23 protein-coding genes and 1 riboswitch are annotated in these 25,542 nt (G+C 55.8%); of the genes, 2 read left to right on the forward strand and 21 right to left on the reverse strand.

Features of this window, described 5'->3' with window-relative positions; genetic code table 11:
* Positions 1–192: 192 nt before the first annotated feature.
* The 3 genes from ACI7RC_RS10415 to ACI7RC_RS10425 all read right to left on the reverse strand — a co-directional run bounded on the left by ACI7RC_RS10415 (position 193) and on the right by ACI7RC_RS10425 (position 3,588).
* The gene (locus ACI7RC_RS10415; protein WP_408108178.1) at positions 193–342 is read right to left on the reverse strand and encodes a hypothetical protein; all 150 of its coding nucleotides are present in this window, start codon (positions 340–342) and stop codon (positions 193–195) included.
* Between the two features lie 94 nt (positions 343–436).
* Positions 437–700: an HPr family phosphocarrier protein gene (locus ACI7RC_RS10420; protein WP_019123655.1), complete on the reverse strand. Its 264-nt coding sequence runs from the start codon at positions 698–700 to the stop codon at positions 437–439.
* Positions 685–3,588 (reverse strand): sigma 54-interacting transcriptional regulator, encoded by a 2,904-nt coding sequence (locus ACI7RC_RS10425; protein WP_408108179.1) that lies wholly within the window; start codon positions 3,586–3,588, stop codon positions 685–687. The genes ACI7RC_RS10420 and ACI7RC_RS10425 overlap by 16 nt, the downstream gene beginning before the upstream one ends.
* Positions 3,589–3,908: 320 nt before the next feature.
* On the opposite strand from ACI7RC_RS10425, the gene ACI7RC_RS10430 reads away from it, so the two are divergent.
* Positions 3,909–4,349, forward strand: a complete 441-nt coding sequence (locus tag ACI7RC_RS10430; RefSeq protein ID WP_408108180.1) for a hypothetical protein — start codon at positions 3,909–3,911, stop codon at positions 4,347–4,349.
* A gap of 77 nt (positions 4,350–4,426) precedes the next feature.
* On the opposite strand, the gene ACI7RC_RS10435 is transcribed toward ACI7RC_RS10430, so the two are convergent.
* The 15 genes from ACI7RC_RS10435 to nrdI form a co-directional block, all read right to left on the reverse strand.
* Entirely contained in the window at positions 4,427–5,521 is a 1,095-nt protein-coding gene (locus tag ACI7RC_RS10435) for an NAD(P)H-dependent glycerol-3-phosphate dehydrogenase (protein ID WP_408108181.1), read from the reverse strand.
* Positions 5,522–5,556: 35 nt separating this feature from the next.
* Complete coding sequence (locus tag ACI7RC_RS10440; RefSeq protein WP_408108182.1) at positions 5,557–5,835, reverse strand: PTS sugar transporter subunit IIB; 279 nt, start codon at positions 5,833–5,835, stop codon at positions 5,557–5,559.
* A 67-nt stretch (positions 5,836–5,902) separates the two neighbouring features.
* A complete protein-coding gene (locus tag ACI7RC_RS10445) occupies positions 5,903–6,646 on the reverse strand; it encodes an SDR family NAD(P)-dependent oxidoreductase (RefSeq protein ID WP_408108183.1) in 744 nt (247 codons plus the stop codon).
* 26 nt (positions 6,647–6,672) lie between these two features.
* On the reverse strand, positions 6,673–7,434 hold the full coding sequence (locus ACI7RC_RS10450) for an SDR family NAD(P)-dependent oxidoreductase (protein ID WP_408108184.1): 762 nt from the start codon (positions 7,432–7,434) through the stop codon (positions 6,673–6,675).
* A gap of 4 nt (positions 7,435–7,438) precedes the next feature.
* Positions 7,439–8,473 carry a zinc-dependent dehydrogenase gene (locus ACI7RC_RS10455; RefSeq protein ID WP_408108185.1) on the reverse strand — a complete coding sequence of 345 codons (1,035 nt, stop codon included), beginning with the start codon at positions 8,471–8,473 and terminating at the stop codon, positions 7,439–7,441.
* Positions 8,474–8,589: 116 nt separating this feature from the next.
* On the reverse strand, positions 8,590–8,877 hold the full coding sequence (locus ACI7RC_RS10460) for a PTS sugar transporter subunit IIB (protein WP_019123664.1): 288 nt from the start codon (positions 8,875–8,877) through the stop codon (positions 8,590–8,592).
* Between the two features lie 49 nt (positions 8,878–8,926).
* On the reverse strand, positions 8,927–10,321 hold the full coding sequence (locus tag ACI7RC_RS10465; RefSeq protein WP_408108186.1) for a PTS galactitol transporter subunit IIC: 1,395 nt from the start codon (positions 10,319–10,321) through the stop codon (positions 8,927–8,929).
* Positions 10,322–10,380: 59 nt separating this feature from the next.
* Positions 10,381–10,890, reverse strand: a complete 510-nt coding sequence (locus ACI7RC_RS10470; RefSeq protein ID WP_408108187.1) for a PTS sugar transporter subunit IIA — start codon at positions 10,888–10,890, stop codon at positions 10,381–10,383.
* Between the two features lie 18 nt (positions 10,891–10,908).
* Positions 10,909–14,061: a sigma 54-interacting transcriptional regulator gene (locus ACI7RC_RS10475; RefSeq protein ID WP_408108188.1), complete on the reverse strand. Its 3,153-nt coding sequence runs from the start codon at positions 14,059–14,061 to the stop codon at positions 10,909–10,911.
* Between the two features lie 298 nt (positions 14,062–14,359).
* On the reverse strand, positions 14,360–15,001 hold the full coding sequence (locus tag ACI7RC_RS10480) for a histidine phosphatase family protein (protein ID WP_408108189.1): 642 nt from the start codon (positions 14,999–15,001) through the stop codon (positions 14,360–14,362).
* Positions 15,002–15,516: 515 nt separating this feature from the next.
* Positions 15,517–15,975, reverse strand: a complete 459-nt coding sequence (locus ACI7RC_RS10485; protein WP_408108190.1) for a DinB family protein — start codon at positions 15,973–15,975, stop codon at positions 15,517–15,519.
* Positions 15,976–16,055: 80 nt separating this feature from the next.
* Complete coding sequence (locus tag ACI7RC_RS10490; RefSeq protein ID WP_408108191.1) at positions 16,056–16,331, reverse strand: LysE family transporter; 276 nt, start codon at positions 16,329–16,331, stop codon at positions 16,056–16,058.
* Between the two features lie 118 nt (positions 16,332–16,449).
* The gene (gene nrdF, locus ACI7RC_RS10495; protein WP_408108192.1) at positions 16,450–17,406 is read right to left on the reverse strand and encodes a class 1b ribonucleoside-diphosphate reductase subunit beta; all 957 of its coding nucleotides are present in this window, start codon (positions 17,404–17,406) and stop codon (positions 16,450–16,452) included.
* Positions 17,407–17,433: 27 nt separating this feature from the next.
* Positions 17,434–19,518, reverse strand: a complete 2,085-nt coding sequence (gene nrdE / locus ACI7RC_RS10500; protein ID WP_408108193.1) for a class 1b ribonucleoside-diphosphate reductase subunit alpha — start codon at positions 19,516–19,518, stop codon at positions 17,434–17,436.
* The gene (gene nrdI / locus ACI7RC_RS10505; protein ID WP_408108194.1) at positions 19,505–19,864 is read right to left on the reverse strand and encodes a class Ib ribonucleoside-diphosphate reductase assembly flavoprotein NrdI; all 360 of its coding nucleotides are present in this window, start codon (positions 19,862–19,864) and stop codon (positions 19,505–19,507) included. The genes nrdE and nrdI overlap by 14 nt, the downstream gene beginning before the upstream one ends.
* Before the next feature lie 160 nt (positions 19,865–20,024).
* Positions 20,025–20,222, reverse strand: a riboswitch (cobalamin riboswitch).
* 91 nt (positions 20,223–20,313) lie between these two features.
* Between nrdI and ACI7RC_RS10510 the strand changes: the two genes are divergently transcribed.
* Positions 20,314–20,559 (forward strand): hypothetical protein, encoded by a 246-nt coding sequence (locus ACI7RC_RS10510; protein WP_408108195.1) that lies wholly within the window; start codon positions 20,314–20,316, stop codon positions 20,557–20,559.
* Positions 20,560–20,637: 78 nt separating this feature from the next.
* On the opposite strand, the gene nhaC is transcribed toward ACI7RC_RS10510, so the two are convergent.
* The 3 genes from nhaC to ACI7RC_RS10525 all read right to left on the reverse strand — a co-directional run bounded on the left by nhaC (position 20,638) and on the right by ACI7RC_RS10525 (position 25,512).
* Positions 20,638–22,080 carry a Na+/H+ antiporter NhaC gene (nhaC, locus tag ACI7RC_RS10515; protein ID WP_408108196.1) on the reverse strand — a complete coding sequence of 481 codons (1,443 nt, stop codon included), beginning with the start codon at positions 22,078–22,080 and terminating at the stop codon, positions 20,638–20,640.
* Positions 22,081–22,129: 49 nt separating this feature from the next.
* A complete protein-coding gene (locus ACI7RC_RS10520) occupies positions 22,130–23,476 on the reverse strand; it encodes an aspartate aminotransferase family protein (RefSeq protein WP_408108197.1) in 1,347 nt (448 codons plus the stop codon).
* Between the two features lie 254 nt (positions 23,477–23,730).
* Positions 23,731–25,512 (reverse strand): sigma-54 interaction domain-containing protein, encoded by a 1,782-nt coding sequence (locus ACI7RC_RS10525; RefSeq protein WP_408108198.1) that lies wholly within the window; start codon positions 25,510–25,512, stop codon positions 23,731–23,733.
* Positions 25,513–25,542 lie beyond the last annotated feature (30 nt).

Raw genomic sequence — 25,542 nt, forward strand, 5'->3', positions numbered from 1 at the left:
ACATTTGATGCAGCAGCTCCGGTAGTCTTTCCCGCGTAATCATGGGTGGTAATTTCAACGTGCTGGACACTGCCAACCCCTCCTCAATTTACGTGTTTCACAATAGGGCCAAGGTATTTGGAAAAGAAAAAAGGATCAGAAGGGAATCATTCCACATCTGACCCATGGTCCAGAGTTTGGCAACACGTACCATTAATTTTTTCTGATCTGTTCGTATTCTTCTTTTGACAATTTCTCGATGGAGATAATAAAGACTTCATCTTTCCCTTCGCAGACCAGTTTTTCGTAGTCGAACAGCTTGTAAACCTTCGTTCCGGGAGTTACTTTTTCAAGTTGTTTCATCCTTGATCACCTCCGGATTCTTTACATTTGTTCAGTGTAGTTACATCTGTAACTAATTATAAATCATCCGAAATTTTTAATCAAGGCAACTCGCTTATTCCTCGCCAAACTTGCTGTCGATTAAATTGCTCAATGCTTCAATCGCTTCTGCTGCATCCGGGCCTTCCGCCTTCAGCGTCAATACGGTCCCCTTGGAAGCGGCCAACGACATGACGCCGATCACGCTTTTGGCGTTGATTACCTTTTCGCCTTTGATCAGCGTGATTTCCGCTTGAAACTTGGACGCCGTCTTGACAAACTCCGCTGCCGGGCGGGCGTGCAGGCCTGTTTGGTTTTGAATCGTCACTTGTTTTTCCATTGTAATACCTCCAGTAATGATGTAATGGTAGTTGTTTCCTGCTGCTGTGCGGACTGAATAAAATCGGGCCGGGTAATCCATTCGTACAGTTCTTCCACTGCCATTTGGCAGTTCTCGTCAATCGCCAGCATGAAGACGAAGCGGATCCAAACGCCAGCCTCCCATTCTACGGGTTGGCTCAATCGGGCGACCGCCACAGCCGGTTTGACCGTATAGGTCGGATCGGCATGCGGGATAGCGGCAATGCCGGCAATTTGGGTCGGGCCCATCCGCTCCCGCTCCCAAACTTTTTCTTTGTACTTCTGCTGGACGCATCCCGCTTGGACCAGTTTGTCCGCCAAGTATTCGATCACTTGTTCCTTGGAGACTGCCGGCAGGGAATCAAAGCTGAGCTCAGTGGAGAGCAAATCCTGCAGATGAAGCGGCTGATTCAGCGCCTGGCCCGTCTCAATGCCTCCTTGTACGAGCAACAGACGGTTCAGGAAGGCGAGCCCGCTTTCGTCGACGATCTCCTTGAACGAGACAAACGGGATCCCGTCCAGCATGGGGTCAACCGTACCGACGACGGCGAGGATGTCGTACTGCCTGGTCCACTCCTGGTACTTTTTGCGGATCGACAGGGAACTGCCGATTAAGTAGGTGAGCCGTTTCCCCTTTTCTCCGAGACTTTCCTGCAGCAGCGCCCCCAGTCTGCGGGCGGAGCCTTCACCCGTGAGGCAAACGGCGATGATCGCCTTGGGCTTTGCCTGTTTGGCCGGCCAATCCGCGGCCACAGCAGCTTCCCCCTCGGCGGCTGTCAACTGGTCGATCGGGATCTCGCTGTAGAGGCATTTGCGCAGCACTTCGACGACGAGCGTCGTCGTCAGAGAAGGGATTACCTTGACCCGGACGCCGTACAGCTCCTGCCACTTTACCTCCTGTAAAAACTGCGCACCCATGTCTGCCAAGAGAATGACACCCGCCCCCTGGTCCGCCTTTTGCACGGCTTCCCCGATGCGGCCGACCGTTTGTTGCACCTCGTCGTCCCAGTGAAGCTCAACCGCGATCGCATGCCTTTTCTCAAACAGGCGGTGGGCCACGTCAACCATGCTTTTGCCTACCAGGCCATAGGAGGCGGCCACGACGCCGATCAGCTTGCGCGGCTGCGTGTACGTCCGGCACTGGCTCAAGTACATCGCCAAAAAGCCGATTTCCTCATCCGACAGGTTTATCCCCCAGAATGCCTGAACGACTTTGCCCATCTCTTTGGCGACGGAGAATTCAACGGTGTCTTTGTTCAATACACCCTCGCCGCCTGCTGCCAAAGCCTCGCCGGACTGCTGCCGGTCAAGGATGCCCTTCAGGTGAATCGCCAGCGCATAGGATATTTTTTGGTGGTCCAGGGTGAGATGCTTTTCGGCAATCCACAGCATCTGTTCAACTGTCTGCACGATTTTTTCGCCGACCAGCCTGACCAGCTGCTGCAGTCTGGCCTCGTGCTGCTCGCTAACGGCTCCCAGGCGGGTCTCCAGTTCCTTATGGATGATGAGCTGGATCAGTTCTTCGTTTTGCCCCTGCTCCTTCAAGCTGCGATACCGCTCCACGATCCAGTCGTACAGCAGGGCGATCGGCTGTTCGGCTTGTCCTTCCGCCTCCATAGGGTTAGCCCGCTGCCCGGGGATAAATACGTACCATTCCTTTTTCAGCAGTGCCGAATCGAGCCCGGCAGCCTCGGAAGAATAGCTCCCCGCTACGCTTGGCGGCAGATCGTGGCGCTCTACCTCCACCTCTTCCTGCCTTTCAGTCCCCATGTTTTTCAGCAGGGCACGCGCCAGCAGCACGCGGATATCGCTGTGCAGCTGCCCCGTGTTGCCGGGACATTCATAGCGGACCAGGGCGCGGGCGACCTCTCTGTTCACTTTCAGACTGCGGCCAATCCGGGAAGCCTCTTCATTCAGGAAGTGGAAGACCAGCTCCAGCCGTTCGCCTTCTGACCATTCGGATAATGGCGGCAGCTCGATCATCATGGGAATTCTCCGGCGCAGCGTGAGGAGCAGGCTTGACTCGGGGCTCTCCGTGGTCGCGCCGATGATCAAGAGGTTGGCCCTGCGTTGAAAGTCCACTTCTCCCAACCGGCGGTACAGGTTTTTGTCGATCAGGTAAAACAGGTTTTCCTGTCCTTCCGGCGGCAGGCGATGAATTTCATCAAGGAACAAAACGCCGCCGTTCGCCCTGTCCACCAATCCGGCTTTTTCCTGATCTGCTCCGGTAAACGCGCCTTTTACATAGCCGAACAGCTGGGCCAGAAGGAGCTGCGGATTCTTGGCGTAATCGGCACAGTTGAATACCACGAACGGAGCGTATTTACTCATGATCTCCCGCTCAACGGCGAAGTGGTACATCGCTTCCGCCATTCGGCTCTTGCCCACGCCCGTCGGTCCAAACAACAAGGTATGCAGACCGCCCGGCGGGTATAAGACAGCGGCCCGAGCCTGCTGTATCGCTGCTTTTAATGTGCCGTCAGCGCCAATCATCCCCGCAAAGTTCAACGTCCGCTCCGCACCTTGCCCTCCGCTTGCCTGCGGCGGGCGAGAGGCATCGCCTGTTGGTGCGAGCGCTTGCAGTTCCTTCCTGATGTTCAAAACGGTAAAGCGGGAAACGTCTATCCCGCTGGACTGCAGCTGGCTGGTCAATTCCCTGTCGGAAATGTGCGGATGCTTTTTCAGCAGGGCGGCAATTTCAGCCCGCAGGATGGGCAATCGCCTTTTCCGCGAGTCGGGTATGTTTAATTGGTGGCGAAGTAAGGTTACTTCATCGCGCCTCAGGCCTAGCCGCTGGGCGATTTGTTCATCGGTGAGCGGATTCTTTTTATCCTCCTGCCCGATGATCTCTTTGACCTGATCCTTCACCGCACTCCCCCATTTCTACCGATGCAATATTGATGCCATTAGAAACAACCTGCCGATAAAACGTTTTCAGCCGCTATCTTTACAATACCACCTCTCCACAAAAAAATCACATCTTTTTGTACATGACATTTTTTGCGGGAATGGCTGTACAAATTCTACAACGGACTGAAAGGCATGGCTGGCATACACCTTTCATTCGGACAAAACGGGAAGAGCGCGGCGATTGCCGCGCGCAGCCACATGCTCTGACTCCTGCTGCAACGTATGGGTGACTTTCCTCGTCAAAGGGTTACATATTTAAATAGAAAGGAATCGGATCCATGAACCTGAAAGCACTTCTCCCTGCAGTCGTCATCTTGTTTGCGGCTGCAGGCTGCAGTCCGGCTCCCGATGTTGGCCATACGGGCACAGAGCAACATGCGCTGCAGGAAACAAAGGCCCCGGAATCTGCTTTCGACGAAACAGAAGCAGCCGAAGCAGTACTTCGCGATCACCCGGACTTCCCCCAGCCCGGGGAAGTCAAGGAGATCGAAACGACGACCGGCGGAGAGTACCCTGGAACCAAAGTAAAAGGCACATTATCGACAAAAGTGGAACCCAGCCAAGAGCCTGACACCTATATCGTTACCTTGACAAAACAGTGGAACTTCACGATCAACGATAAGGAGCTGATCGGTACCTGGCAGTACGAGGTGACACCGCATTCGGTCCAGTTGATAGACCATGAGGACAACACTGACCTCATCGAGATTGTAAAATAGTCTCGGAACGGAACAACTACATTCTTTACTGAAGGATTACGGTAAATTTGCCAGCAGAAACCTTTGCTTAAACCAACTTAACCGGTCTTACTGGCGAGAACATGTTCTCCGGCGCCGCTCATCGCCCAGTAGTCAGCGAGTGCCTGTGATGCCGTCTTCTCTCCCGACAATATCTCCTGCAGCCGGGCAAACAGCGGCAGATCCCGTTCGATAACCAGTTTTCCCTGCGCTTCGAGGCGCTTCGCCAGCGGCCACGCCTCACGTGCCGCGGCCAGTCCCTCCACCGTCTGCCCCTGCATCCGCTCCAGTGCTTCAGCGAGCGCATGACCGCTCCCGAGCAGGGCTCCCAGCGTCCGGTTGCGCCCTCCCTGTACGGTCACGTAGAGATCGCCGATCCCGGCATTGCCGGCAATGGTTGCCGGGTCACCCCCGTAGGCGGCCACGAACCGCTGCATCTCCGCAGCGATCCGGCCGAACAGGGCCGCCTTCGGGTTATCGACTCCGGGATACAGACTGTCAGCCATCCCAAATGCGATCGCGTAGGCGTTTTTCAGCGATGCGCACAGGTCTGTGCCAGCCACGTCGGCAGAGAGTTCGCAGCGAAACTGCGGGGAGAGGAAATGGTGCCGCAGCAGTCCGGCCGCTTCCGCTGAACGGCTGGCAAACACGGCTTCCGCCGGGTGTCCGTGAGCCAGTTCATTGGCTCTAAGCGGCCCGGCCAGCTTGACGACCGGGATGTCGCTCCGCCCTTCCCGCTCCAGCGTGCGCTCCATCAATTCGGCCATCGTCGTGAGCGTCTCGCTGTCGATGCCTTTCGTGATGCTGGCCATGATGGTACCGGCGGCGGCGTATCTGCTCCATTCCGCTGTCATCTGGCTCAAGCCTTGCGAAGTCACCGCCAGGATGATGACATCTGCTCCGGCGGCAGCCTGTTCCCGTTCGGACCAGCGGTACAGTTTCAGTCCGGCCGGCAGTGCCGCCTCAAGCCGGGGGCAGCGGCAATCCGCCTGCAACCGTTCGATCATCTGGTCGTCCCACTCGGTGCCGCAAAGACGGACACTGTTTTTTTGCGTCGTGTGCCCGGCCAGATGCACGGCCAGCGCCGTCCCCATTACCCCTGCGCCAACTACCGTAACAGACAGGGTTTTTTCCGTGTCAGACCCGCTCGTCATCCGCATCTCCACTCCTTCAACCAGTTATTCTGTCTTTAGCTTTGCAAGCGTTTGATGATATCGTCAATCGCCTGATCCATCCCCATCTTGGTCAAGAACGGCACTCCGCTGACTGTGGGAATCTCGGTTTGAAATTGGTTGACGCCCATCAAGACGATCAGATCGGGGGCAACCTGGTCAAGGTCAACCTCGTACAGGTTCTCCGCCACGACTTCTACCGCTACGCCGCGCGCTTCGCACATCGATTTAATCGTCCCGGCGACTCCGTTCATCTTGTTTTGCGACGTACCCGCCGCCACCAAAATCTTTTTCATCGTCACTCACCTCTGCCTTTCATCACTTTTGTCCAAATAGCCTCGACGTTGATCCCCCGTGCAATCATCAACTGTACGTCCGCCCTCCGTCGCAGATGAGCACTTGACCCTGGATGTACCCTGACGCCTCCGAGCTCAGGAACTGGACGATGTTGGAGACATCATCCACGGTTCCCAGGCGGCGCAGCGGAATGCTCTCTTTTAACCGTTCCAGATCGGCCGGGTTGGGGTAGAGCCGGGTGAGCATCTCCGACTCGATCACCCGTGGAGCGACGGTGTTGATGCGGATGCCGTACGGGCCGAGTTCGCTGACCAATGTGCGCATAAACCCGAATGCGCCCCCTTTGGATGCAGCGTAGTGAACCCCGCCGCCTGATCCGGTAATCGCCGAACCTGAACCGATAATCACGATTGCGCCGGAACGCTGTTGGATCATCGCCGGGGCGACTGCTTTGGCTGCGTGAAACAATCCGGTCAGATTGACCGCCAGCGTTCGCTTCCACTCGTCCCACTCCAGCTGCTCAAACGGCACCCGTCTGGTAATCCCGGCGGAATAAACCAGCACGTCGACGCCGCCCATGTCCCGGATGGCCTGCTCAATCGCCGATCGGGAATCGTCCCACGAACACACGTCCATGGTATAAAAGGATGCCTGTCCGCCGCTTTCCCGCAGCTGGGCGGCCAGCTCGCCGCCGGCTTCGGCATTTCGGTCGGCGATCGCGACGATATCCTGCTGCCGGCAAAAATCTTCCGTTATCTGCTTCCCGATGCCGGCTGCTCCTCCTACGATCAAAATTCTTCTGCCTGCCAACACTCTCACCTCATTACTCTCAGGTTTTACGCGAAGGTTCTGCCTCCGTCCATTACAATCGTCTCGCCGCTCAAATACCCGGCGAACGGTGAACACAACACAGCCGTCATACAGGCGACGTCTTCCGGTGTTCCCAACCGTCCGAGCGGGATCGAGGCAGCCAGCTTGCTTCGCTGCTGTTCATCAGGGTAGCGCTCCGCCAGGAAGTCGGATTCGATCATGGTAGGCGCCAGGCCGTTGACCCGAATCCCCTTAGCCGCGTACTCCCGGGCGAGCGCCCTGGTCATCGAATCGAGCGCGCTCTTCGAAGCGGCGTAATGTGCTCCGCCTCCGCCGCCGGTCAGCGCACCGGTAGACGAGATGTTGACGACCACCCCTTCTCCCGATGCAGCCATGTGCGGCAGCACCTCTTTGCAAGTGAGAAACGGACCGTCGAGGTTGACGTTCATCACCCTGTTCCATTCCTCCGTCGTTAATTCCAGCAGCGACTTGACAGATGTAATGCCCGCGTTGTTGATCAGAAAATCGATGCGGCCAGACTCGGCGATCACCGTTTCCACCATCCCGCGCACCTGTTCCGGCTGTGATATATCAGCTTGGATCGGGACAGCGACGCCGCCTGCTGCGCCAATCTCCCTGCACAACTGTTCGGCCCGCTCTCCGCTGTGGGCGTAATTGATCCAGACCACAGCACCCGCTTGGGCAAGCTTGGAGCTGATCGCTGCGCCAATGCCGCGCCCTCCTCCGGTGACCAGGGCCACTTTTCCGCGGAAATCGATTTGCAGCATCCCGCTACACCTCCTCGGGAGTAATGACCACTTTTAAGACTTCTTCATGTGGATTGTGGGCACACAAGATGGCTTCGTGAAGCCGCGCCAGCGGGAAGCGGTGCGTGACCATCGCTTCTACATCAATGACGCCGTTTTTGAGCAGCTCCAAAGCTGGCAGGTAGTCATAGGGCGTCGACGAGTAGGTGCCGACAACGCGGATCTCATCGGCAAAGAAGCGATGAGCAGGGATCGGCACCGGTTCTTCATGAAACGGAGCGAACACCAGCACGGTCCCGCCGCGTGCGGCACATTCCATCGCCTGCGGCAAAAGCGCGCCGACTCCGGCACAGATGATGACTTTATCCGCACCGCGGCCTCCTGTCAGCTCTTTGACCCGCTCCACGACGTTTTCCCGGGCGGCGTTGATCACCGTATCGGCGGCCAGTTCCCTTGCCTTAGCCAGCCGGTAGTCGTTTACATCGCTGACGATGACCGTCCCGGCCATGCGATGGCGGGCGATCTGGGCGTGAATGCATCCGATCTGGCCCGCTCCCATGATCAGCACGCTGTCACCGCTTTGCATGCCGAGGGCATCGAAGCCGTGCAGGCAGCAGGCGACCGGTTCCACCATCGCCCCCTGTTCATAGCTGAGCGAATCGGGGATCTTGCCCATGGTGTGTTTGACATGCAGCTCCGGAACGCGGATGTACTCGGAAAAACCGCCCGGGTCAAGGTTGGTCCGGGTAAACTGCGGACAGAGCGAGTAGTGGCCGCGCTGGCAGTGATGGCAGGTAAAGCAAGGAACGTGATGGGCGACGAACACCCGGTCGCCGGGCTTGTATTCCGTCACCTTGCTGCCTGTCTGAACCACTTCACCCGCTACTTCATGACCCAGAACAGTAGGTGTGGGCACGGTCTTTTCGATGGCCTTGTGAATATCTGTCCCGCACAATCCGCAGGCCTTCATTTTGAGCAGTACTTCCGTCTCCCCGATCTCCGGGATCTCCCTTTCCTCATAGCGAAAATCGTCAATGTCGTAAAAAACAGTCGATTTCACCAGATTCCCCTCCAGTCCTTTCCAAATTCTCTCTCAATACGAACGTATGTTTCATATAAGCGGTGAGGGAAAGACCACCGCAGATAGCTGACATGTGGTCTTTCCTTTAAATCGCTCTAGTTTAAGCCCAGTGTTTCGATGATTTTTTGCACATCTTGATCTACGCCCACACCGGACAGGAAAGAGACGGTGCGGATGACCGGCGTGCTGCCGACGTCGCCGACCGGAGTCGTGGTGACGATCAAGTCGAAGCTCGCCGCTTTGGAAGGAGCTTCCGCCGCCTTGCACTGTTCGATGACGACGTCGTATCCCCGCTGCTTCATTAATTCCTCGATCTTTTTCGCTACCACCGTCGAAGTTGCAATCGCTGTCCCGCAAGCTACCAAAATACGTTTTTTTGCCATTTTTCATTCCTCCTGTACTTGTAGAAGTATCTATTTGAATTCATTGGTGTTACCGAGAGGCAGTAGTGTTTTGAGCGGATTCTGTTTCCAGGCCCATCTCCTTGGCATACTGCTTGCGGATGTCATTGCGCACCCACAGCCAGAGCAGAGCGTACAAGATGGCGGCTCCAATCGCGGCGAAGAACATCGGATTGGTCGGATCGAGCAGGCGAACGATGATCCACGGGATGACGTGGGAACCTAAATCGATACCGGAAATTTGCGAAGCCCCCTCCGGGAATTGGAAGCCGACCGCTTTCCCCATCGTGGTAGCCAGCGGAGCCAGGTTAGTAGCCAGGAACAAAACGATGGCGACCGTGAAGATACTGTTGATCAAACCGCGGATGATGTTGCCGCGGGCTGCAGCGACGGCCCAGACGACAGTAAACGGCAGCACGGCCAGGTCGGCAAACGGCAGCATGCGGTTGTACGGCAAGATCACAGCCAGCAAAATGGTGATCGGCACCATCAGGAGAGCGACTGCCATGTTGGCCGGATTCCCGATGACGATAGCAGCGTCAAGGCCAATGTAGACATTTTTGCCGGGGAAGCGTTTGGAAATGAATTCGCGGGCTCCCTCGGAAATGGGGATCAAACCTTCCATCAGCAGGGCCACCATCCGCGGCATCAGCACGAGCACGGCAGACATCTGCACGCCAAGCGTCAAAATTCCCTTCAGGTCGTACTTGCCGAGCAGTCCGATCAAAATACCTAAAATAAGTCCCATCATCACAGGTTCGCCGAAAATCCCGAACCGGCGGCTGAGCGCTTCCGGACTGGCGTTCAACTTGTTCAAACCGGGAATTTTGTCTTGAATCTTGTTCAGCGCGTACGTGATTGGCGCAAAGTTGACGGTTTCCGCGTGAGCCAGCGACACGCCCGGCATGCCGAAGTGATGCTCGACCACAGGCGCCGTCCAGTCGGCCAGCTTCAGGGTGATCGCGATGACGACAGCTCCCACAAAGAGGGCCAGGAACATGTTGTGGTACGCGTAGTAGGTAACAGATGCAGCAAATATGAAGTGCCAGTAGTTCCAGATATCGACGTTGATCGTTTTCGTAAAGTTGACCGATACCAGCACGACGTTCAGCACCAGTCCGACGACGATCATCAAGGGGGCAACGACTGTTCCGAATGAAATCGCGGCTCCAATCGGCCAGCCGACGTCGATGATGTCAAATTTCAGTCCCCATGCCTCTACCATCGCTTTCGCTGCAGGGCCGAGAGAATTGGTCAACAGGTCGATGACCAAGCCAATGCCGACAAATCCGATCCCAATCGTAAGTCCGGCGCGGAACGACTTTTTAAAGCCCTGCCGCAGCAATAGGCCGAGGATAGTCATGATGATCGGCAGCATGACTGAGGCACCCAACCCAAGGATAAAATCGACAGCCTGTTTAATCATGTGAAAACCTCCCTTGTCATTTCTTTCAGATCAGGTAAAAGTGAAATGGTATGGAACTTTCATGATTTGCTCGCCTTCGCTGGACTCACCTCCCCGGGAGCGGACAGGCCGATCTCCCGCTTGATCAACAGCATGGCTTCCTGACGAGAGGTCGCGTGTTTCAACGTGTCCATCAGTTCATCGTTCTGGAACAGGTTCATCAAGCTCTCCAGCATAAAAATCTGCTCGCTCGGTTCCTTGACGGCGAGGACGAATACGATATCGGCCATGACATCCGTTTCCGGACTTCCCATCATCTGAAATTGAACCGGCTGATCCAGGATGGCGACGGCGATCGCCGGCTCGTTGACGTGCACGACGTCGGTATGGGGGATGGCCACTCCGTATTTCTTCAGCGGAAGTCCGGTCGAGTACACTTTTTCCCGCTCTAAGAGTGCGGCGAGAAAGCTGTCTTTGACGTACCCCTGTTCCTTCAAAAGATGTGCGAGCATCGTGATGACTTCTTCTTTTGTTTCCCGAACGACGTTTATCTCGACTAAGCGTTCTTCGAAGTGCAGCTGTCTTGTCATTTTTGTTTCTCTCCTTATTTAATCTCCTAAGCTGAACGGGCCCTCCCCGCCGCCAAGAATGCGAATCACCTGCTCCGGCGGCAGACCCATGTCCAACAGCTCTCTGACATCCTCGCGCTGCATGATCTCATACAGCTCTTGCACGGCGCGCTGGCAGTTTTCTTTCAGGGCGAGCATGAACACGTATCGCACCTTTTGCCCGTCAAACCATTCTACCGGCTCATCCAGGATCGCTGCAGCAATCCCCGCGTGCACGACACAGGTCGGGTCCGCATGCGGAATCGCGGTTTGCGGTTCAAAGACGGGGGAGGCTACCTTCTCTCTCTCAACCATCAGCGGGTAGTAGTCGTCGGTTACATACCCCCGCTGTTTCAGCTGGGTGTGCAAAAAGTCAAGCAGCTCCTCTTTGGTTCCAAACGAACTGCCGAAAAACACCAGTTGTTCATGCAACAGGTCGGACAGGGTAGGAATCGGTTCCAGCTCCTGTCCGTCCGGCTGGGGTTCCGGCAGGCGCTCTTTGCTCCAGAGAGGCTGGGCAGCTTCCGTCGACTCAGCCGCCTGGCTCCACTTCAGCAAACGCCTGAGGAAGTCTGCGCCTCTACCGGAGGTGATGTCGCCGAGAGAGATGAACGGCACGCCCAAGAGTCCCGGGTCGATCGTACCGACCGTAGCGATCACATCGTACGTGGCGCGGTATTGTTCCAGCTTGTCGCAGCCGTTTTCCACGATGGCCGAAACAGGCAGAATGCTTACCTGCTCCAACAGCTCCGGCATCCTCTCCTCCAGCATCTCTTTCAGCTTGACGGCAGAGCGCTGGCCGGTGATGCATACGGTCAAAATCGCTCGTGCCTGCCGCGCTTGGCGAACCTGGCCCGGTACGTGCACGGCGGCAAAGACCGTATCCGGGTCGAGCGAGTCGACCAGTTCATCAAGCGTGATGTCGGGCAGCATCGCCTTGCGCACGCTTTCGACGACGAGCACGGTGTTGGTGCGGTGGATTGTGCGGGTGGGAATTCCTGTCCGTTCGGTGATCAAGTCGCCAAACGTGACGAGCGATCCCATATCCACCAGCAGCACGACTCCTTTCCCTTCGTTCGCTTCCTTGACGGTTTCCAACGTTCGCTCAAACGCAGCCTTCGGACTTTCGTCAAGCGACATTTCCACCGCCCTGGCGTGCTGTACGCCGAGCAGCCGGTTCGCCACATCGGCCATCCCTTGGGCGACGCTGCCGTGGGAGACGATCACCACGCCCACCTTGCTGTCGTCCGCCTGGGTGCTGCTGGTGCTGCACAGGTACATCGCGATGAAACCGATTTCATTTTCAGATAACTCGACCTCAAAATGATGGTTGACGACGCTGACCATTTCCGCAGCCACCTTGTATTCCAGCGGATGGTTTTCCTTGACCCGCTCGAGGTGCGGATTGAAGACGGTCTTGCCCTGCTGCAGCCGCTCCAGCGACGTATGAATGTGGATCGCCAGTGCGTAGTACAGTCGGTCAAAATTTTTCTGCAGCCGCTGCTCGGCAATCCAGATCATCTTCTCTACCGTTTCCACGACACTGGCCCCGACGATCTTGACCAGCTCTTCACCTGCCATCGGCTTGGTGTGCAGCTCCAGGCGGCGCATCATCTGCTGAAAGCGGGATTCCAGCTCTTCGCCGAGGATGCGATTGATCGTCTCCTTGGTCCCTCCCTGCTGCTGCAGCTCAAAGTAGCGCTGTTCAATATGCTGGTATATCTCTGCCGGCAGGCTGTACAGCGTCTCGTACAGCGGCGAGTAGTAATCCGCCTGATTGGGCGAGAGCAAAACGTCCCTCGGCACCAGCTGCTGCAGTTCCATACGGCGGTGGCTGCGATGCAAGAGGCCCCTTTTGGCGTGTTCCGGCAAATCGGCCGCCACTACCTCCATCAGCTCCCGCTGTTCTGCCACGTAGCGGAGGAACGCGCGGGCGCAGGCGACCTGGATGTCGCTGCGAAGCTGGCCGATATTGCCGGGACAATCGTACAGCAGGAGTGAGCGAATCACTTCTGCGTGCACCTTGATCCGCGCCCCGGTGCGGTTGGCTTCCTTGAGGAAGAACTGCAGGATGACTTCGTGCCGCTCGGCCACCGGCCGTTCATTGATCGTCGGCAGTTCTATAATCATCGGGATACGCCGGCGGAAGGTAATCAACAGCGATGACTCGGCACTTTCCGAGGTGGCGGCGATGATCATCAGATGGGCCGTCCGCTGCGTGTCCGTTTCCCCCAGCCGCCGGAACCTGCCTTTATCGATAATCGTAAACAGCAGCTCCTGTCCTTCCGGGGGAAGGCGGTGAACTTCGTCGAGAAACAAAATCCCGCCGTTCGCCTTTTCGATCAGCCCGGGGCGGTCGCGATCCGCTCCGGTGTAGGCGCCTTTTACGCTTCCGAACAACTGGGCCATCAGCAATTGCGGGTTTTCCGCGTAGTCGGCGCAGTTGAAGACGACGAAGGAGGCATGGGGCGGGATCCGCTCCGAGTCGAGGGCGAAATAGTACATCGCCTCTGCCATCTGGCTCTTCCCCACCCCGGTGGCTCCCAAAATCAGCGTGTGCAACCCGTGAGGGGGATAGAGCACCGCCGCCTTCGCTTGCTGGATGTGCCTCCTGAGGCTGCCCCGCGAGCCAATAATTTCGTCAAACGCCAGCTTCACCGGTTTGTTCAGCCAGTTTTCCGCACGATTGGCGCTTGCCTCTGCTCCTTGTGATTCTGTTCGATCCGGAGCTTTGCCGAACCGTTGTTCCACTCGAGTGTGACCCACTCCCGCCCCTAATGTTGACAGTTGGGACAAACCCGCTGGCAGACCGGACACTTCGGCTGACGCCCGGTCCTGGTCAAACGTGAAAGGGGACTCCGCTTCCAGTTCCTTGAGAAACTGTGTCACCGTATACCGGGACACGTTGAATCCCAATTCGGTCAATTTTCGCGTCAGCTTACGGGAGGTCCAGGCCTCATCGTTGACCAGCAGGTTCCGCATCGCCTGCAGCAGAACCGGTTTTCGCCGCTTCCGCGAATCCGGAATGCGCAGTTGACTGCGAATGCTGGTTACCTCCTCCCGGCGAATCCCCAGCAGTTCGCTGATCTGTTCGTCGGTTAAGGCATTTTTGCGATCCTCCCGCTCAATTAAACCTTTTACCTGTTCCAGCATGAGTGTCACCCCACTTGGCCTATTATTTTAGCAAGAACGATGCCAACTTCTCTGGCTGGTTTTGTAACCGCCCCTGCGGGCAGTGCCAATCCCTTGAAACCGCTTACTATTTTGCCTATTTTAATTAGATTTTTATTAGTTTAATAATAACATAATCAGCCACTGTTTTATTCGTGGCAGGTTTTGTTAAGACTATTTCCCAAACAAAAAAAGCCACTTGCGGCGCAAGTGGCTTTTTTTGTCCAAAGGGAGTATTCATTATGATCCAAACGGCAAAAGCGCTGCCTGCTAATATCTCCTAAAGGCCAGTCAGATGGTTGGTATCGTTCATGTTCACAATCACAAATTCCCGGCTGTCGCCGCGAATCTGCTCGTAACGCAAGACGCTGACCCCTGTGTTGTCCAACTCCATCAGGCGGGAATGATCCAACGGCGCTCCAAGCACATCCGACAGAAACAGGCGAATACTTGTCTTGTGAGCCACGACCAGTACATGGCTGCCTGGCTGCGATTGGTTCACGATGTCCAGCATGCTCTGTTTGAAGCGCTGTGCTACCTGGGCATACGTCTCGCCGCCGGGAAGCAGCACCTCAGAGGGGCGGTCCCGCCACAGCTGGTAGCGCTCCGGGTCACGCTGCCGGATCTCTTCCCGGGTAAGCCCCTCCCACTCGCCAAAATGGCATTCGATCAGCCCTTTTACCTGCTCTACCCGGATGCCGCGGCCGGCGGCCACCGCCTGTGCCGTCTCCACTGCCCTCTTCAGCGGGGATGCGCAAATGCGGTCGAGCCGCACGCCCCGGAACCGCTCCGCCAGGCGTTTTAGCTGTTCCCTGCCCCGTTCGCTCAAGGAAACATCCGTCCAACCGCAGTACCGGTCGTGATCCGCATTCCACACCGTTTCCCCGTGACGGATGAGATAAATCGTCGTCGTCTCGCTCATCTTTTACCCTTCTCCTCCCCTGTAACCTGACGCTGCCTATCCAACAGCTGTGCCTCCATCTTACCTGAACAAGCCGGCAAATGAAAAACCCCATGTCACCCTGGACTTCGTTCACACTGGAAATGGAACGCACGGGTTTCATGGGGAAGTTTACTCGCAGGATTCTTCAAGAAAGCTTCAATCGAAGCTTTTCTTACTGCTTGCTTTTATCGCTATCTTTCTCTTCGTAGCAATCCATGCAAAGAGACTCTTTATGTTCTACCTCGTATTCAGTCAGGCGGGTTTTGCAATTTTTGCATGTCATCTCTGTCAAAACCAGGTTCATCTCGTCCTCTCCTTTCTTGTTGCCGGGTGGTACAACTCTATTGTAATCGATAAAACTATGTTTTTGCCTAGGTTTGTGTCAAGATTCTGTGAATTTTTTATTGAATGAAATTGAAATCGCGCCCATATATACCTGTTTATGGAAAATAGGACTATAAACATACCCAATGGCTAAACTAACCACACGTAAATCACCGATAATCCCGGAAAAAGGGCAGTTCCTTTACTCCGCACATGCGCAGGTAAACAAACAACTGGCCTTTGTGGTGGATCTCATGGTCGTACATCATCGTCAGGAACATCTTCCCCGTCCCCTCGAATCCCGACGAAAAGACCCGCTTCAACTCAAGTTCCGCATCGGTTATCGACACAAACGCCGCTTTTGTCCGCTCTGTCCGTTCCGCTACAATCTGGCGCAGGTCCGCCATCGTATTGAATTCGATCGGATCCGGTGGTGTAGAGTCCCCTGTTTTTACCAACTTAACGAATACCTCGTTCCACTGGACGAGGTGCAGCGTCAGTTCGGCGAGCGGCATGGCTCCGTCCCACGGTTTGAAATGAAGATGTTCGTCCCCGACCAGTCCCAGTATTTCCTGCAGTACACTTCGATGCCTCATCCACTCGATCATCATCTGTTCTGCCTGACTCATCTTCCATCCTCCTTCTCGTGATAACCTACCTGTATGATACACGCCTTTCCCTGACAATCCCTGTCAGCGAAAAAGTCTGCTCAGCTTGCGTGCAGTCCCATCAACGCCGCGATCCCAAAGCCCGCGATGATCAAACCGGAAACGCGGTTGATCCACTTGAGAAATGATGCCTCCAGGCGAGACCGCAGCAGTCCGACCGAAACACTGAGTACGATCCACCAGGCGGCCGAACCCAAAAACACCCCGGTGACCAGGGAAACGGCAGCATAGCTGTCCCCCGGCGAACTGCCGATCCCCAGCCCGGCAAAAATGCCGACAAACGCCATCATCGTCAGCGGATTGGCCAGCGTCAGCATCCGTCCGTTTCCTTTCGATCTGAAAATTTCAAATCATTATACCAGAAACGGCGGGAATCGGGATACAAAAAAATCCGGTCGTGGCGTAAAGAGCCGCGACCGGGGCTGCAGTCCGATCCTACACGTCAAACGAGAAGTCTTCGTCGCGCAGCGGTTCGACATGGATGGTGCGGACGTATCCATTTCCCTTCTTGGAAAAAAAGTCGTGCTGCTTGGTCTGCGTCCGGATGCCGTTCAAGACGATCGGGTTTACTTCTTCCTCGGGAAACACGGGGTCGAGGCCGAGGTTCATCATCGCTTTGTTGGCGTTGTAGCGGACGTACGCCTTTACTTCTTCGGCCAGCCCGACCGATGTGTACAGTTCGTCCGTATACGCTTCTTCGTTTTGATGCAGGCGCCGAAGAAGCTCGTGAATTTCGCGGAGCGCTTCATCCTGCTCGCCGGCGCTGAGTTGTTGGAACACCTCTTGCGCGAGTACGCCTACGTACAAGCCGTGAATGCTCTCGTCGCGCAGGATCAGGTCGATGATTTCCCCGCTGCTGGTCATTTTCCCCTGACCTGCCAGAAACAGGGGATAGAAAAACCCGCTGTAGAACAGATAGCTCTCCAGAAACACGGAAGCGCACATCGCCAGATACAAGTCTTTTGCCGTCCGAATCTGGTTGTAGTAGGCGGAGATGATCTCCGCTTTGGTCTGCAGGCGCTGATTTTCTTCCACCCAGCGGAAAATCCCGTCGATCTCCTCCGTCGTCGCCAAGGTCGTAAAGATGCTGCTGTAGGACTTGGCGTGGATCTGTTCCATCATCCCCATAAAACCCAGCACCGCTTTGCGCTGAAGGCCGTCGACGTGCTCAAGGATTTTCGGCATGCCGACGCCGCCCTGGACGGTATCGAGCAGGGTGAGTCCGCCCAGCACTTTTTTGTACGTCTCCCGCTCCTCTTCCGTCAACTCGATCCACGACATTTTGTCGTCCGACAGCGGGATTTCATCATCTGTCCAGAACTGCATGATGTTCTGGTTCCAAAACGTCAAGGTAAATTCGTCGTCCGGCCTGTTCCAATTGACTGCTTTCATCTCGTCGTCCTCTCTCCTGTTCGGTCGTTAAATCGCACAGCTGATGCACTCTTCTACGGTCAGATGCTTCGTCCGCGTGTAATAAAGCGACTTCAAGCCTTTCTTCGCCGCGTATATGTAGTACCGGGCCAGCTCTCTCGTAGACACGCTGCTGTTGATGTGCAGGACGGTCGAGATGCCTTGGTCGACATGCTCCTGGATCTCCGCGATCAGGTCGATCACCTTGAACTGGTCGAGCAGGTAGGCCGACTTGTAGTAAAAGTAATTGTCCGGCGACAAGTACGGCATCGGGTAGTACGTCGTGGAGTTGGCGTAGGTCCTGGTTTCGATGTGCTCGACGACCGGCATTACGCTGGAAGTCGCGTTCTGGATGTAGGAGATGCTCTGCGTGGGTGCGATTGCCAGCCGGTAGGCATGGTACAGCCCGTGGCGTTGTACAAGCTCCTTGAGCCTGGCCCAGTCTGCCGTCGAAGGGATCTGGATGCCGGCAAACAGCTGTTTCACCTTTTCCGTCCGCGGGTGGTAATCCGTCTCCAGGTACTTGTCAAAATAGGTCCCCTTGGCGTATTCGGAACGTTCGAAACCGGCAAAGGTGACGCCGCGGTCCCGCGCGATCTCCATGCTTTTCTCCAGTGAGTAATAGTTCATCATCATGAAAAAAGTTCTGGCAAAATCTTTGGCTTCCTCGCTCTCGTAGGCGATCTTCTGCTTCGCCAGGTAGCCGTTCAGATTCATCGCGCCAAGTCCGACGGAGTGCAGCTCGCGATTGGCTTTTTGCACCCCCGGCGCGTTTTCGATCCGGGTCGTGTCGCTCACTGCCGTCAATGCCTCGATGCCTTCGTGCACCGACTCCCGCAGCTTCTTTTGCTCCATCACATTGGCGATGTTGAGCGAGGCCAGGTTGCAGCTGATGTCGCGGCGGATGATGTCTTCCAGTCCGTAATCGTTGATCGTCGAGGTCTCCTGCAGTTGAAAGATTTCCGTGCAGAGGTTGGACATCTTGATCGACCCGATCTCTTTCAAGGCGTGTGCCTTGTTGGCGTTCGACTTGTTCATGATGTACGGGTAGCCCGATTCCAGCTGGATCATCGCGATCTTGGTCAGCATCTCGCGGGCGCTCATCACGGTTTTCTTCTTGACCCGCTCGTTGGCCAGCAGTTCATCGTACATCTGGTCGAGGTCAAGGTCGTCCAGGTGCTGTCCGTATTCCCGGTAGACAGAGTAAGGCGCAAACACGGTGAGCGGCTTGTCCTGCGCCGCCAGCTGGTAAAACTTGTCCGGCACGATCAGGCCGATCGACAGCGTCTTGATCCGCGATTTTTCGTCGGCGTTGATTTTTTTGCTGTCCAAAAACTCGATGACGTCCCAACCGAAGATGTTGTAATAGGCCGCCCCTGATCCCTTCCGCTGCCCCATCTGGTCGGCGTAGGAAAACGCGTCCTCCATCAGCTTGAGGACCGGCATAATCCCCTTCGCCGCGCCTTCCACCCCTTTGATCGGCTCGCCGCGGCCGCGCAGTTTGGAGAGGTTGACGGCGACGCCGCCGCCGATTTTGGAGAGCTGCATGCAGGTGCCTAATATGTAATTGATCGAGTTGAGCGAATCGTCCATCTCCAGCAGAAAGCACGATACCATCTCTCCCCGGCGGCTTTTCCCGGCGTTGAGAAACGTTGGCGTAGCCGGCTGGAGGCGCTGTTCGATCATCGCTTGAGCCAGACGTTTGGCCCGCTCAAAATCTCCCTCTCCGAGCGAAAGAGCGACGATCGCCACCCGGTCGGGGTACTGTTCCAGGTACATCGACTTGTCATCTGTCTTCAGCGCGTAGTCTTTGTAAAACTTCGACGCCGCCATGTAGGAGGAAAACTGGAACCCGTAGCTGTGAACGGTGCGGAAGATCTCTTCCACCTGCTCCGGGGTGTACCGCTCGTATACATTTTCGTAGTACTGATGGTCGATCATGTAGTCCATTCTCGCTTTGACGCTGTCAAACTGCATCGTGTTCGCGCGGACTTCCTCCATGAATACTTCGACCGCTTCCCGATCTTTGTCCAATTGGAAAAATCCGTCACTGCCACGCTGCATCAATTGGTTGTTCAGTTCAATGTGCCGCAATCCCTGCCACCTCTTTCACAAAATACTCCACATCGCGACTGGTCCCCGACAGTTCGAATTTGGAAATAACCGGAACCTTGTACTGATCGGCTATCGCATCCGCGCTCTTGGCAAAATTTCCGCCCCAGTTGCGGTTCCCGCTGGCCGAAACTCCCCGCAGCATGGCGTGATTTCGCTGCAAAAAAGCTTTTACCGTCTCCGGCACCTGGCCAAATCCCGTCGTATAGGTAATGAGTACGAACGGCTCTTCCAGCGTCATTTTGGCGTCGATTTGCACGCTTCGCACATTTGCCTTGGTTACAAATCTTCGCACGTTTCCCGTCTTCGAATCATAGGCGACCAGCATGTCCCTCAATCCTTCCCTTATGTACTGCTGTTTGTTGCAGAAAAAGCAAAGCGCATCCGACGACTAGCAGGAGGTCGGATGCGCGTAAAAATCCACAGGATGCACGGGCCTACGGCTTGCAGGCCAGCTGCGCGAACCCTTCCCTATCTCCCGTAGGTACCAGAGTGCAGACGAACAGGCAGGTCTCCTGGCTCAAGGGTCATCGCTCCGTCCGCCTTCCCGATCGCGGCGATCAGTGGCACCTTGGAACGGAACTTCCCTATTACAGTGGCGGGACCGCGCCGGAATCGCACCGTGCTTCCCTTTTTAAGTCTCTGCCAAATATTGTTGGCAAGACACCTGTCCGTATCAATATGTAGATGACTTTATTTACCTTACAACAAGATGTTGAGGGTGTCAATACTTGGCACGCTGTTTGGAGGGGAGGATTGCACTTTGGGAGAGAGATGATGCGTTCTTTGGCTTTGGTGAACATTGTGGTCCGGAAGAAAAAAATGGGCTCGCTCGTTCGCGGCACGCCAGCGGGGAAGCTGGGGGTGGCCGTCTCCACTACAAAAAGCGGCACGTCGACCAAAAAGGACTGTAGGTATTTCAACGTAGGATTTGGTCGACAAGCGTGTGCCGCTTTTTTCCGTTACGACTGGGTAGGCGTGCCAAGGCCTGCGCTCGCTCCATTTTTTTCTTCCGTCTCGTAGCCTTAGTGTTATAGATGCGTAAAGACGCCGCTTACTCCCGTTGGCAGATGTGGGAGATAAGCGGCGCTTGAGATATTGTTACGTAGATTCCACCTGGACCGCCGGGGTGATTGTGGCGGAGTCGGCGGGGTTTGCTTTCGGTTCGTACGCGATTTTGATCCCGAGAAAGCCGTAGATGATTGCGATGATGGGGCTGAGGATGCTGAAAAAGGCAAATGGCGCGTACGTGAAAGCGTGGACTCCTAGGGTGGCGAACATGAATGCTCCGCAGGTGTTCCAGGGGAACAGCGGTGAGGTGACGGAGCCGCCGTCTTCGACCGTTCGGGAGAGGTTTTTCAGCTGCAGTCCCCGTTTTTTGTATTCGGATGCGTACATGCGGGCGGGAAAAATGATCGCCAGGTAGGCATCGCATGCGAGGAAATTGGTCGTGACACTCGTCCCGACGGTCGTGGCGATCAGGCTGCCGGTCGACCTGACACGCTTTAGGATGGCGTTGACGATGGATTCCAGGATTCGCGTCGTTTCCAGGATTCCTCCGTAAGCCATGGCAATCATGATCAGGGCGATCGTCCAAAACATCGATTCAATGCCGCCGTTGTTTAACAGGCTGTCGATCATTTCAATTCCCGTCTCAGCGGTATGTCCGTAGTACAGGGTATTTAAGGCCTCCTTCAGGGAAGCGCCCTGCACGACCGCAGTACAGATCGTGCCGAGTACCGTTCCGATCACCAAGCCGGGAATCGCAGGCATTTTAAACACCAGCATGACGATGACCGTCAGAGGAACGAGCAAAATCCACGGGCTGATGACAAAAAGTTCGCGCAGCTGCCCTTGCAGGATCATCACTTGCTCGGCATTGTCGCTTGCATGGTCCAACGTAAATCCGATAATCGTGTACAGGATCAGCGCGATGGTAATCGCCGGAACGGTCGTAAACATCAGATGCTTGATATGTTCAAACAGGTCGATCCCGGTGACGCCCGCAGCCAGGTTCGTCATTTCCGACAGGGGAGACACCTTGTCGCCGAAATAGCAGCCGGACACGACGGCACCGGCGGCCAGGGCGATCGGAATCCCCAATCCTTCGGCCATGCCCATAATCGCGATCCCGATGGTTCCAGCCGAGGTCCAGGCATTCCCCGACGCCACCGATACCAGCATGCAGATGGCGCAGGCGGCGACGAGGAAATACGTCGGAGATAAGACCTCCAAACCGTAGTAGATCATGGTCGGCACGATCCCTCCGGCGGTCCAGGAGCCGATCAGGGCGCCGATGATCATCAGGATCAGAATCGCCTGCAGCGGCAGGGTGATCGTTTTCAGCATGCCTTTTTCAATCTCTTTCCACGAGTGTCCCAGACACAAGCCCACGATTGTCGCGACGATCGCACTCGCCAAAAGCGGAATATGCGGGTCCAGCTCCAGGACGAAGATGCCGACGAACAGCGATACGATCATAAACGCGATCGGGATCAGCCCCACCCATACCGGCGGGACTTTTCTGGGTTCAATGTCCTCCATCTCATCAACCCCCTTCGAATGTTATCGCTTGCAGTTCTCCTTGGCGTGACTAATCGAGCAGCGATTCTACGCTTTCGCGAAAGACCTTCGTGTGCGTATCGACGTCCTCCGCCTTGGTTTGCGATGAGATGAGGGCCATGTTGTGAAACGGCGTCATTAAAATCCCGCGATTGAGCGCATACAAGTGCATGTAACGATCCAGTTCGAAATCTACCGCTGCGGCTGCCTCTCCGCCGTTGCGCGGGGGCGTGCTGCGGAACCAGTACTCCGATCGGCAGCCCAGCCGTTTGACGATCCAGGGAAGCCCTTTTTCGGAAATGACCTCTTCCACCCCAGCGGCAAACCGTTCGGCCAGGGGGATGTTCCGGTCGAATGCCTCCTGTGTCAGCACGTTCTCCAGCGTGGAGCGCATCGCCGCCATCGACAGCGCGTTTCCGGCCAATGTGCCGCCGATGCCGCCCGTATCGGAATCTTCCAGCGAGATCGTCCCGCGTATCCGGTCTGCGACCTCTTCGCTAAATCCGTAGACTGCCGTCGGGATCCCTGCGCCAATCGCTTTGCCCACCGTCAGCATATCCGGCTTTAGACCATAGGCCCCCGTATACCCTCCCGGTCCGGCGCACATCGTATGGGTCTCGTCGTAGATGAGCAGCGTCCCTGTACGGCGGGTCAGCTCGCGAAGGGCGTCCAGATAACCGGGGTCGGGATGGATAATGCCGATGTTGGTCATGGCCGGTTCGGCCAGCACACAGGCGACATCACCTGGTGCGAGCGCCTTTTCCAGCGCATCGATGTCATTAAACTCGACGACCTTGGTGGTATGTACAGGATCTACCTGTGGGCCGATGTTGCCGCTGCGGCTGCCGGGAACTCCGCCGCGCAGCGTAATGAACGCCTCATCTACAGTGCCGTGGTAGCTGTAGTTGAAGACGAGGACGTACTTGCGCTTCGTGATATGACGGGCCAGCCGCAGGGAAAAGCGGTTCGCATCCGTCGCAGAGATGGCGACCTGCCAGTACGGCAGCCCAAAACGCCGGGCCAGTTCCTCTCCGACCCAGATCGCATCTTCTGTCGGCAGCATAAACGTCACGCCGTTTCGCACCCGTTCGACAATCCCGGGAACCGCTCCTTCCGGTGCATGTCCCGTCATCGAGCCGGTATCTCCCAGACAAAAATCGATGTAGCGATGCCCGTCTACATCGGTAAAATAAGCGCCGGAACCGCTTTCAACAAAAACCGGAAAGCTGCCCGCCCACTTGACCATCCAGTTCATCGGAACGCCGTCAATGTAGTTTGCCTTTGCCCGTTCAAACAGCGCTTTCGATTTGGGATGGGTCTCTTCAAATAGATGAAGCTCCTCTGCCAATCTCTGCTGTAAACGCTCTCTACTGATCATTCGTCAATAAGCCCCCAGTACCAATGGAATCTCGACACGGCCATGTCGATAAAGCTGAATTGCAAGTACCGTGCCATCAGTTTTAGGGCCCACTTTCTTGCCGTACCAAGGGCTTTTTCGCGGTCTCCGCCTGGAAATTTGTCAATTTTGACAAATCATCCGTTTACTATATGTCCGGAATGAATGAAGCGGCTGCCAGGCGGCAATCAGAGCATTTTTTTAATTCTGAATATGGAATTGTCAAATTTGACAAACTAAGATTGGCCTGGTTTCCGAATGTGCAGTTCGCGTATCCGGCGGTAGAGCGTAGACTCGCTGATGCCCAAGCGATGTGCCACTTTCTGCTTGCTTTCCACCGAGTATCCGTATTCATTGAGATACCGCTCGATGATCTGCTTCTCGTGGACGTCGAGCTGTTCTTTGAGCGTCTGGAGCGTGGTATCGGCATGGTGAACGCGCAAAATTCGCGCAGGAATGCTTTGCTTCGTAATCACCGTGCCCGTTTCGAGGTTGACTGCATACTCCACTGCATTTTCCAGCTCCCGGATATTTCCCGGCCAATGATAGCTGACGAGCAGGTCGGTTGTTTCCGGTGCAAAACCGGTGATATTCTTTCCGATCAGGCGATTGTATTTTTCCAAGGCAGCGTGAAGCAAAAGCCCGATGTCCTCCTTTCTTTCCCGCAGCGACGGGAGCTGGATGGGAATGACGTTCAAGCGGAAGTACAAATCCTCGCGAAATTCCCCGTCAAGCATCATCTGTTCCAGATTTTTGTTCGTCGCAGCAATTACTCTGACGTCCACGGGCAGGACCCGCGTTCCGCCGACCCGCTCGATTTCCCTGTGCTGGAGCACGTGCAGCAGCTTCACCTGCAGATGCAGCGGCATGTCGCCGACTTCGTCCAGAAAAATCGTCCCCTCGTGAGCCAGCTCAAACTTCCCCACCTTTCCCGACTTGTTGGCGCCGGTAAAGGCACCCGATTCGTAGCCGAACAGCTCCGTTTCCAATAGCGTATCCGGTATCGCGCCGCAGTTTATCGTGATAAACGGACCGTTCTGCCGCGGGCTGGCATAGTGAATCGCCTTCGCCAGCAGCCCCTTGCCTGTGCCGCTTTCCCCCGTGATCAATATCGTGGAGCTGCTGTGAGCCACCTTTTCGGCGTAGGCCTTTACCTCCTGGATGCTGCTGCTCGTCCCGAGGATTTCCCGGAAAGAAGAGTGTTCGTTCTGTTCGGTCATGTCGTACACCAGCTTGCGGACATCGGCAATATCGCGAAACGAAATGACGGCTCCCGCCGTTCGCCGCTTTGTCTCCAGCTGGCTGCCGAATACCGGACTGACTGTTGTGAAAAAATGCACGGCTTTGCCTGACGTAAGCTTGTACATCTCTTCTCTGTCCTTGTACCCTGCCCCTGACGAGATCGCTTCCATCACGGGCGAACCGGGCCAAATGGCGGTCAGCTTGCTGCCGATCAAGTCCTCACGCCTGATGCCGATCAGTGTTTCCGCCGTTTTATTGCACGCGGTAATCACGCCGCTCTTGTCAACGGCGATGATCCCGTCGCGAATCGTCTCGATGATAATCTTCAGTTCGTTGGCCATCTGGGTCTCCGACACCTTGCTGGAGAGCAAATCGGCCATCCTGTTGGTGAACACCAGCAAATTCCGTTTATTCTGCAGCAAAGCCATCCGCTGCTCTTCCGTGAAGGCGATCAGCCCGATGATGCCGATAATCCGCTGTCCCAGTCGGATCGGACAGCAGACCTCTGCCAGTTCATCTTCACACGCGTGATAAAATGGATCGTTTTTCGCGTCTTCGACGACGTACTCGCTTCCCGTTTGCAAGACGTGGCTGTAGATGTATCCTGACTGGATGTCGCCGTCTTCCTCTTTCTGGCCGATCTTCCCGGTATACCGTCCCGTGCCGGCCACGATCGATAATTGGTCGTCGATGATTTCCACTTCGATCCCGACAGCAGCGGTAATCGCTTCGGCAATCTCTTGGGTCGTCGCTTGGATTTCGAGTAAATGTGGCATGCGTCCACCTTCCTTTCATGCATACAGCCG

The sequence above is a fragment of the Brevibacillus sp. B_LB10_24 genome, from assembly GCF_046036945.1.
Taxonomy (GTDB): domain Bacteria; phylum Bacillota; class Bacilli; order Brevibacillales; family Brevibacillaceae; genus Brevibacillus_C.

Bases quoted from the DNA above. Each gene is read 5' to 3' on its own strand.
- ACI7RC_RS10415 (WP_408108178.1), bottom strand. From the start codon at position 342: ATGAAACAACTTGAAAAAGTAACTCCCGGAACGAAGGTTTACAAGCTG.
- ACI7RC_RS10420 (WP_019123655.1), bottom strand. From the start codon at position 700: ATGGAAAAACAAGTGACGATTCAAAACCAAACAGGCCTGCACGCCCGC.
- ACI7RC_RS10430 (WP_408108180.1), top strand. From the start codon at position 3,909: ATGAACCTGAAAGCACTTCTCCCTGCAGTCGTCATCTTGTTTGCGGCT.
- ACI7RC_RS10435 (WP_408108181.1), bottom strand. From the start codon at position 5,521: ATGACGAGCGGGTCTGACACGGAAAAAACCCTGTCTGTTACGGTAGTT.
- ACI7RC_RS10440 (WP_408108182.1), bottom strand. From the start codon at position 5,835: ATGAAAAAGATTTTGGTGGCGGCGGGTACGTCGCAAAACAAGATGAAC.
- ACI7RC_RS10450 (WP_408108184.1), bottom strand. From the start codon at position 7,434: ATGCTGCAAATCGATTTCCGCGGAAAAGTGGCCCTGGTCACCGGAGGA.
- ACI7RC_RS10460 (WP_019123664.1), bottom strand. From the start codon at position 8,877: ATGGCAAAAAAACGTATTTTGGTAGCTTGCGGGACAGCGATTGCAACT.
- ACI7RC_RS10465 (WP_408108186.1), bottom strand. From the start codon at position 10,321: ATGATTAAACAGGCTGTCGATTTTATCCTTGGGTTGGGTGCCTCAGTC.
- ACI7RC_RS10470 (WP_408108187.1), bottom strand. From the start codon at position 10,890: ATGACAAGACAGCTGCACTTCGAAGAACGCTTAGTCGAGATAAACGTC.
- ACI7RC_RS10475 (WP_408108188.1), bottom strand. From the start codon at position 14,061: ATGCTGGAACAGGTAAAAGGTTTAATTGAGCGGGAGGATCGCAAAAAT.
- ACI7RC_RS10480 (WP_408108189.1), bottom strand. From the start codon at position 15,001: ATGAGCGAGACGACGACGATTTATCTCATCCGTCACGGGGAAACGGTG.
- ACI7RC_RS10485 (WP_408108190.1), bottom strand. From the start codon at position 15,975: ATGAGTCAGGCAGAACAGATGATGATCGAGTGGATGAGGCATCGAAGT.
- ACI7RC_RS10490 (WP_408108191.1), bottom strand. From the start codon at position 16,331: ATGCTGACGCTGGCCAATCCGCTGACGATGATGGCGTTTGTCGGCATT.
- nrdF (WP_408108192.1), bottom strand. From the start codon at position 17,406: ATGAAAGCAGTCAATTGGAACAGGCCGGACGACGAATTTACCTTGACG.
- nrdI (WP_408108194.1), bottom strand. From the start codon at position 19,864: ATGCTGGTCGCCTATGATTCGAAGACGGGAAACGTGCGAAGATTTGTA.
- ACI7RC_RS10510 (WP_408108195.1), top strand. From the start codon at position 20,314: ATGCGTTCTTTGGCTTTGGTGAACATTGTGGTCCGGAAGAAAAAAATG.
- nhaC (WP_408108196.1), bottom strand. From the start codon at position 22,080: ATGGAGGACATTGAACCCAGAAAAGTCCCGCCGGTATGGGTGGGGCTG.
- ACI7RC_RS10520 (WP_408108197.1), bottom strand. From the start codon at position 23,476: ATGATCAGTAGAGAGCGTTTACAGCAGAGATTGGCAGAGGAGCTTCAT.
- ACI7RC_RS10525 (WP_408108198.1), bottom strand. From the start codon at position 25,512: ATGCCACATTTACTCGAAATCCAAGCGACGACCCAAGAGATTGCCGAA.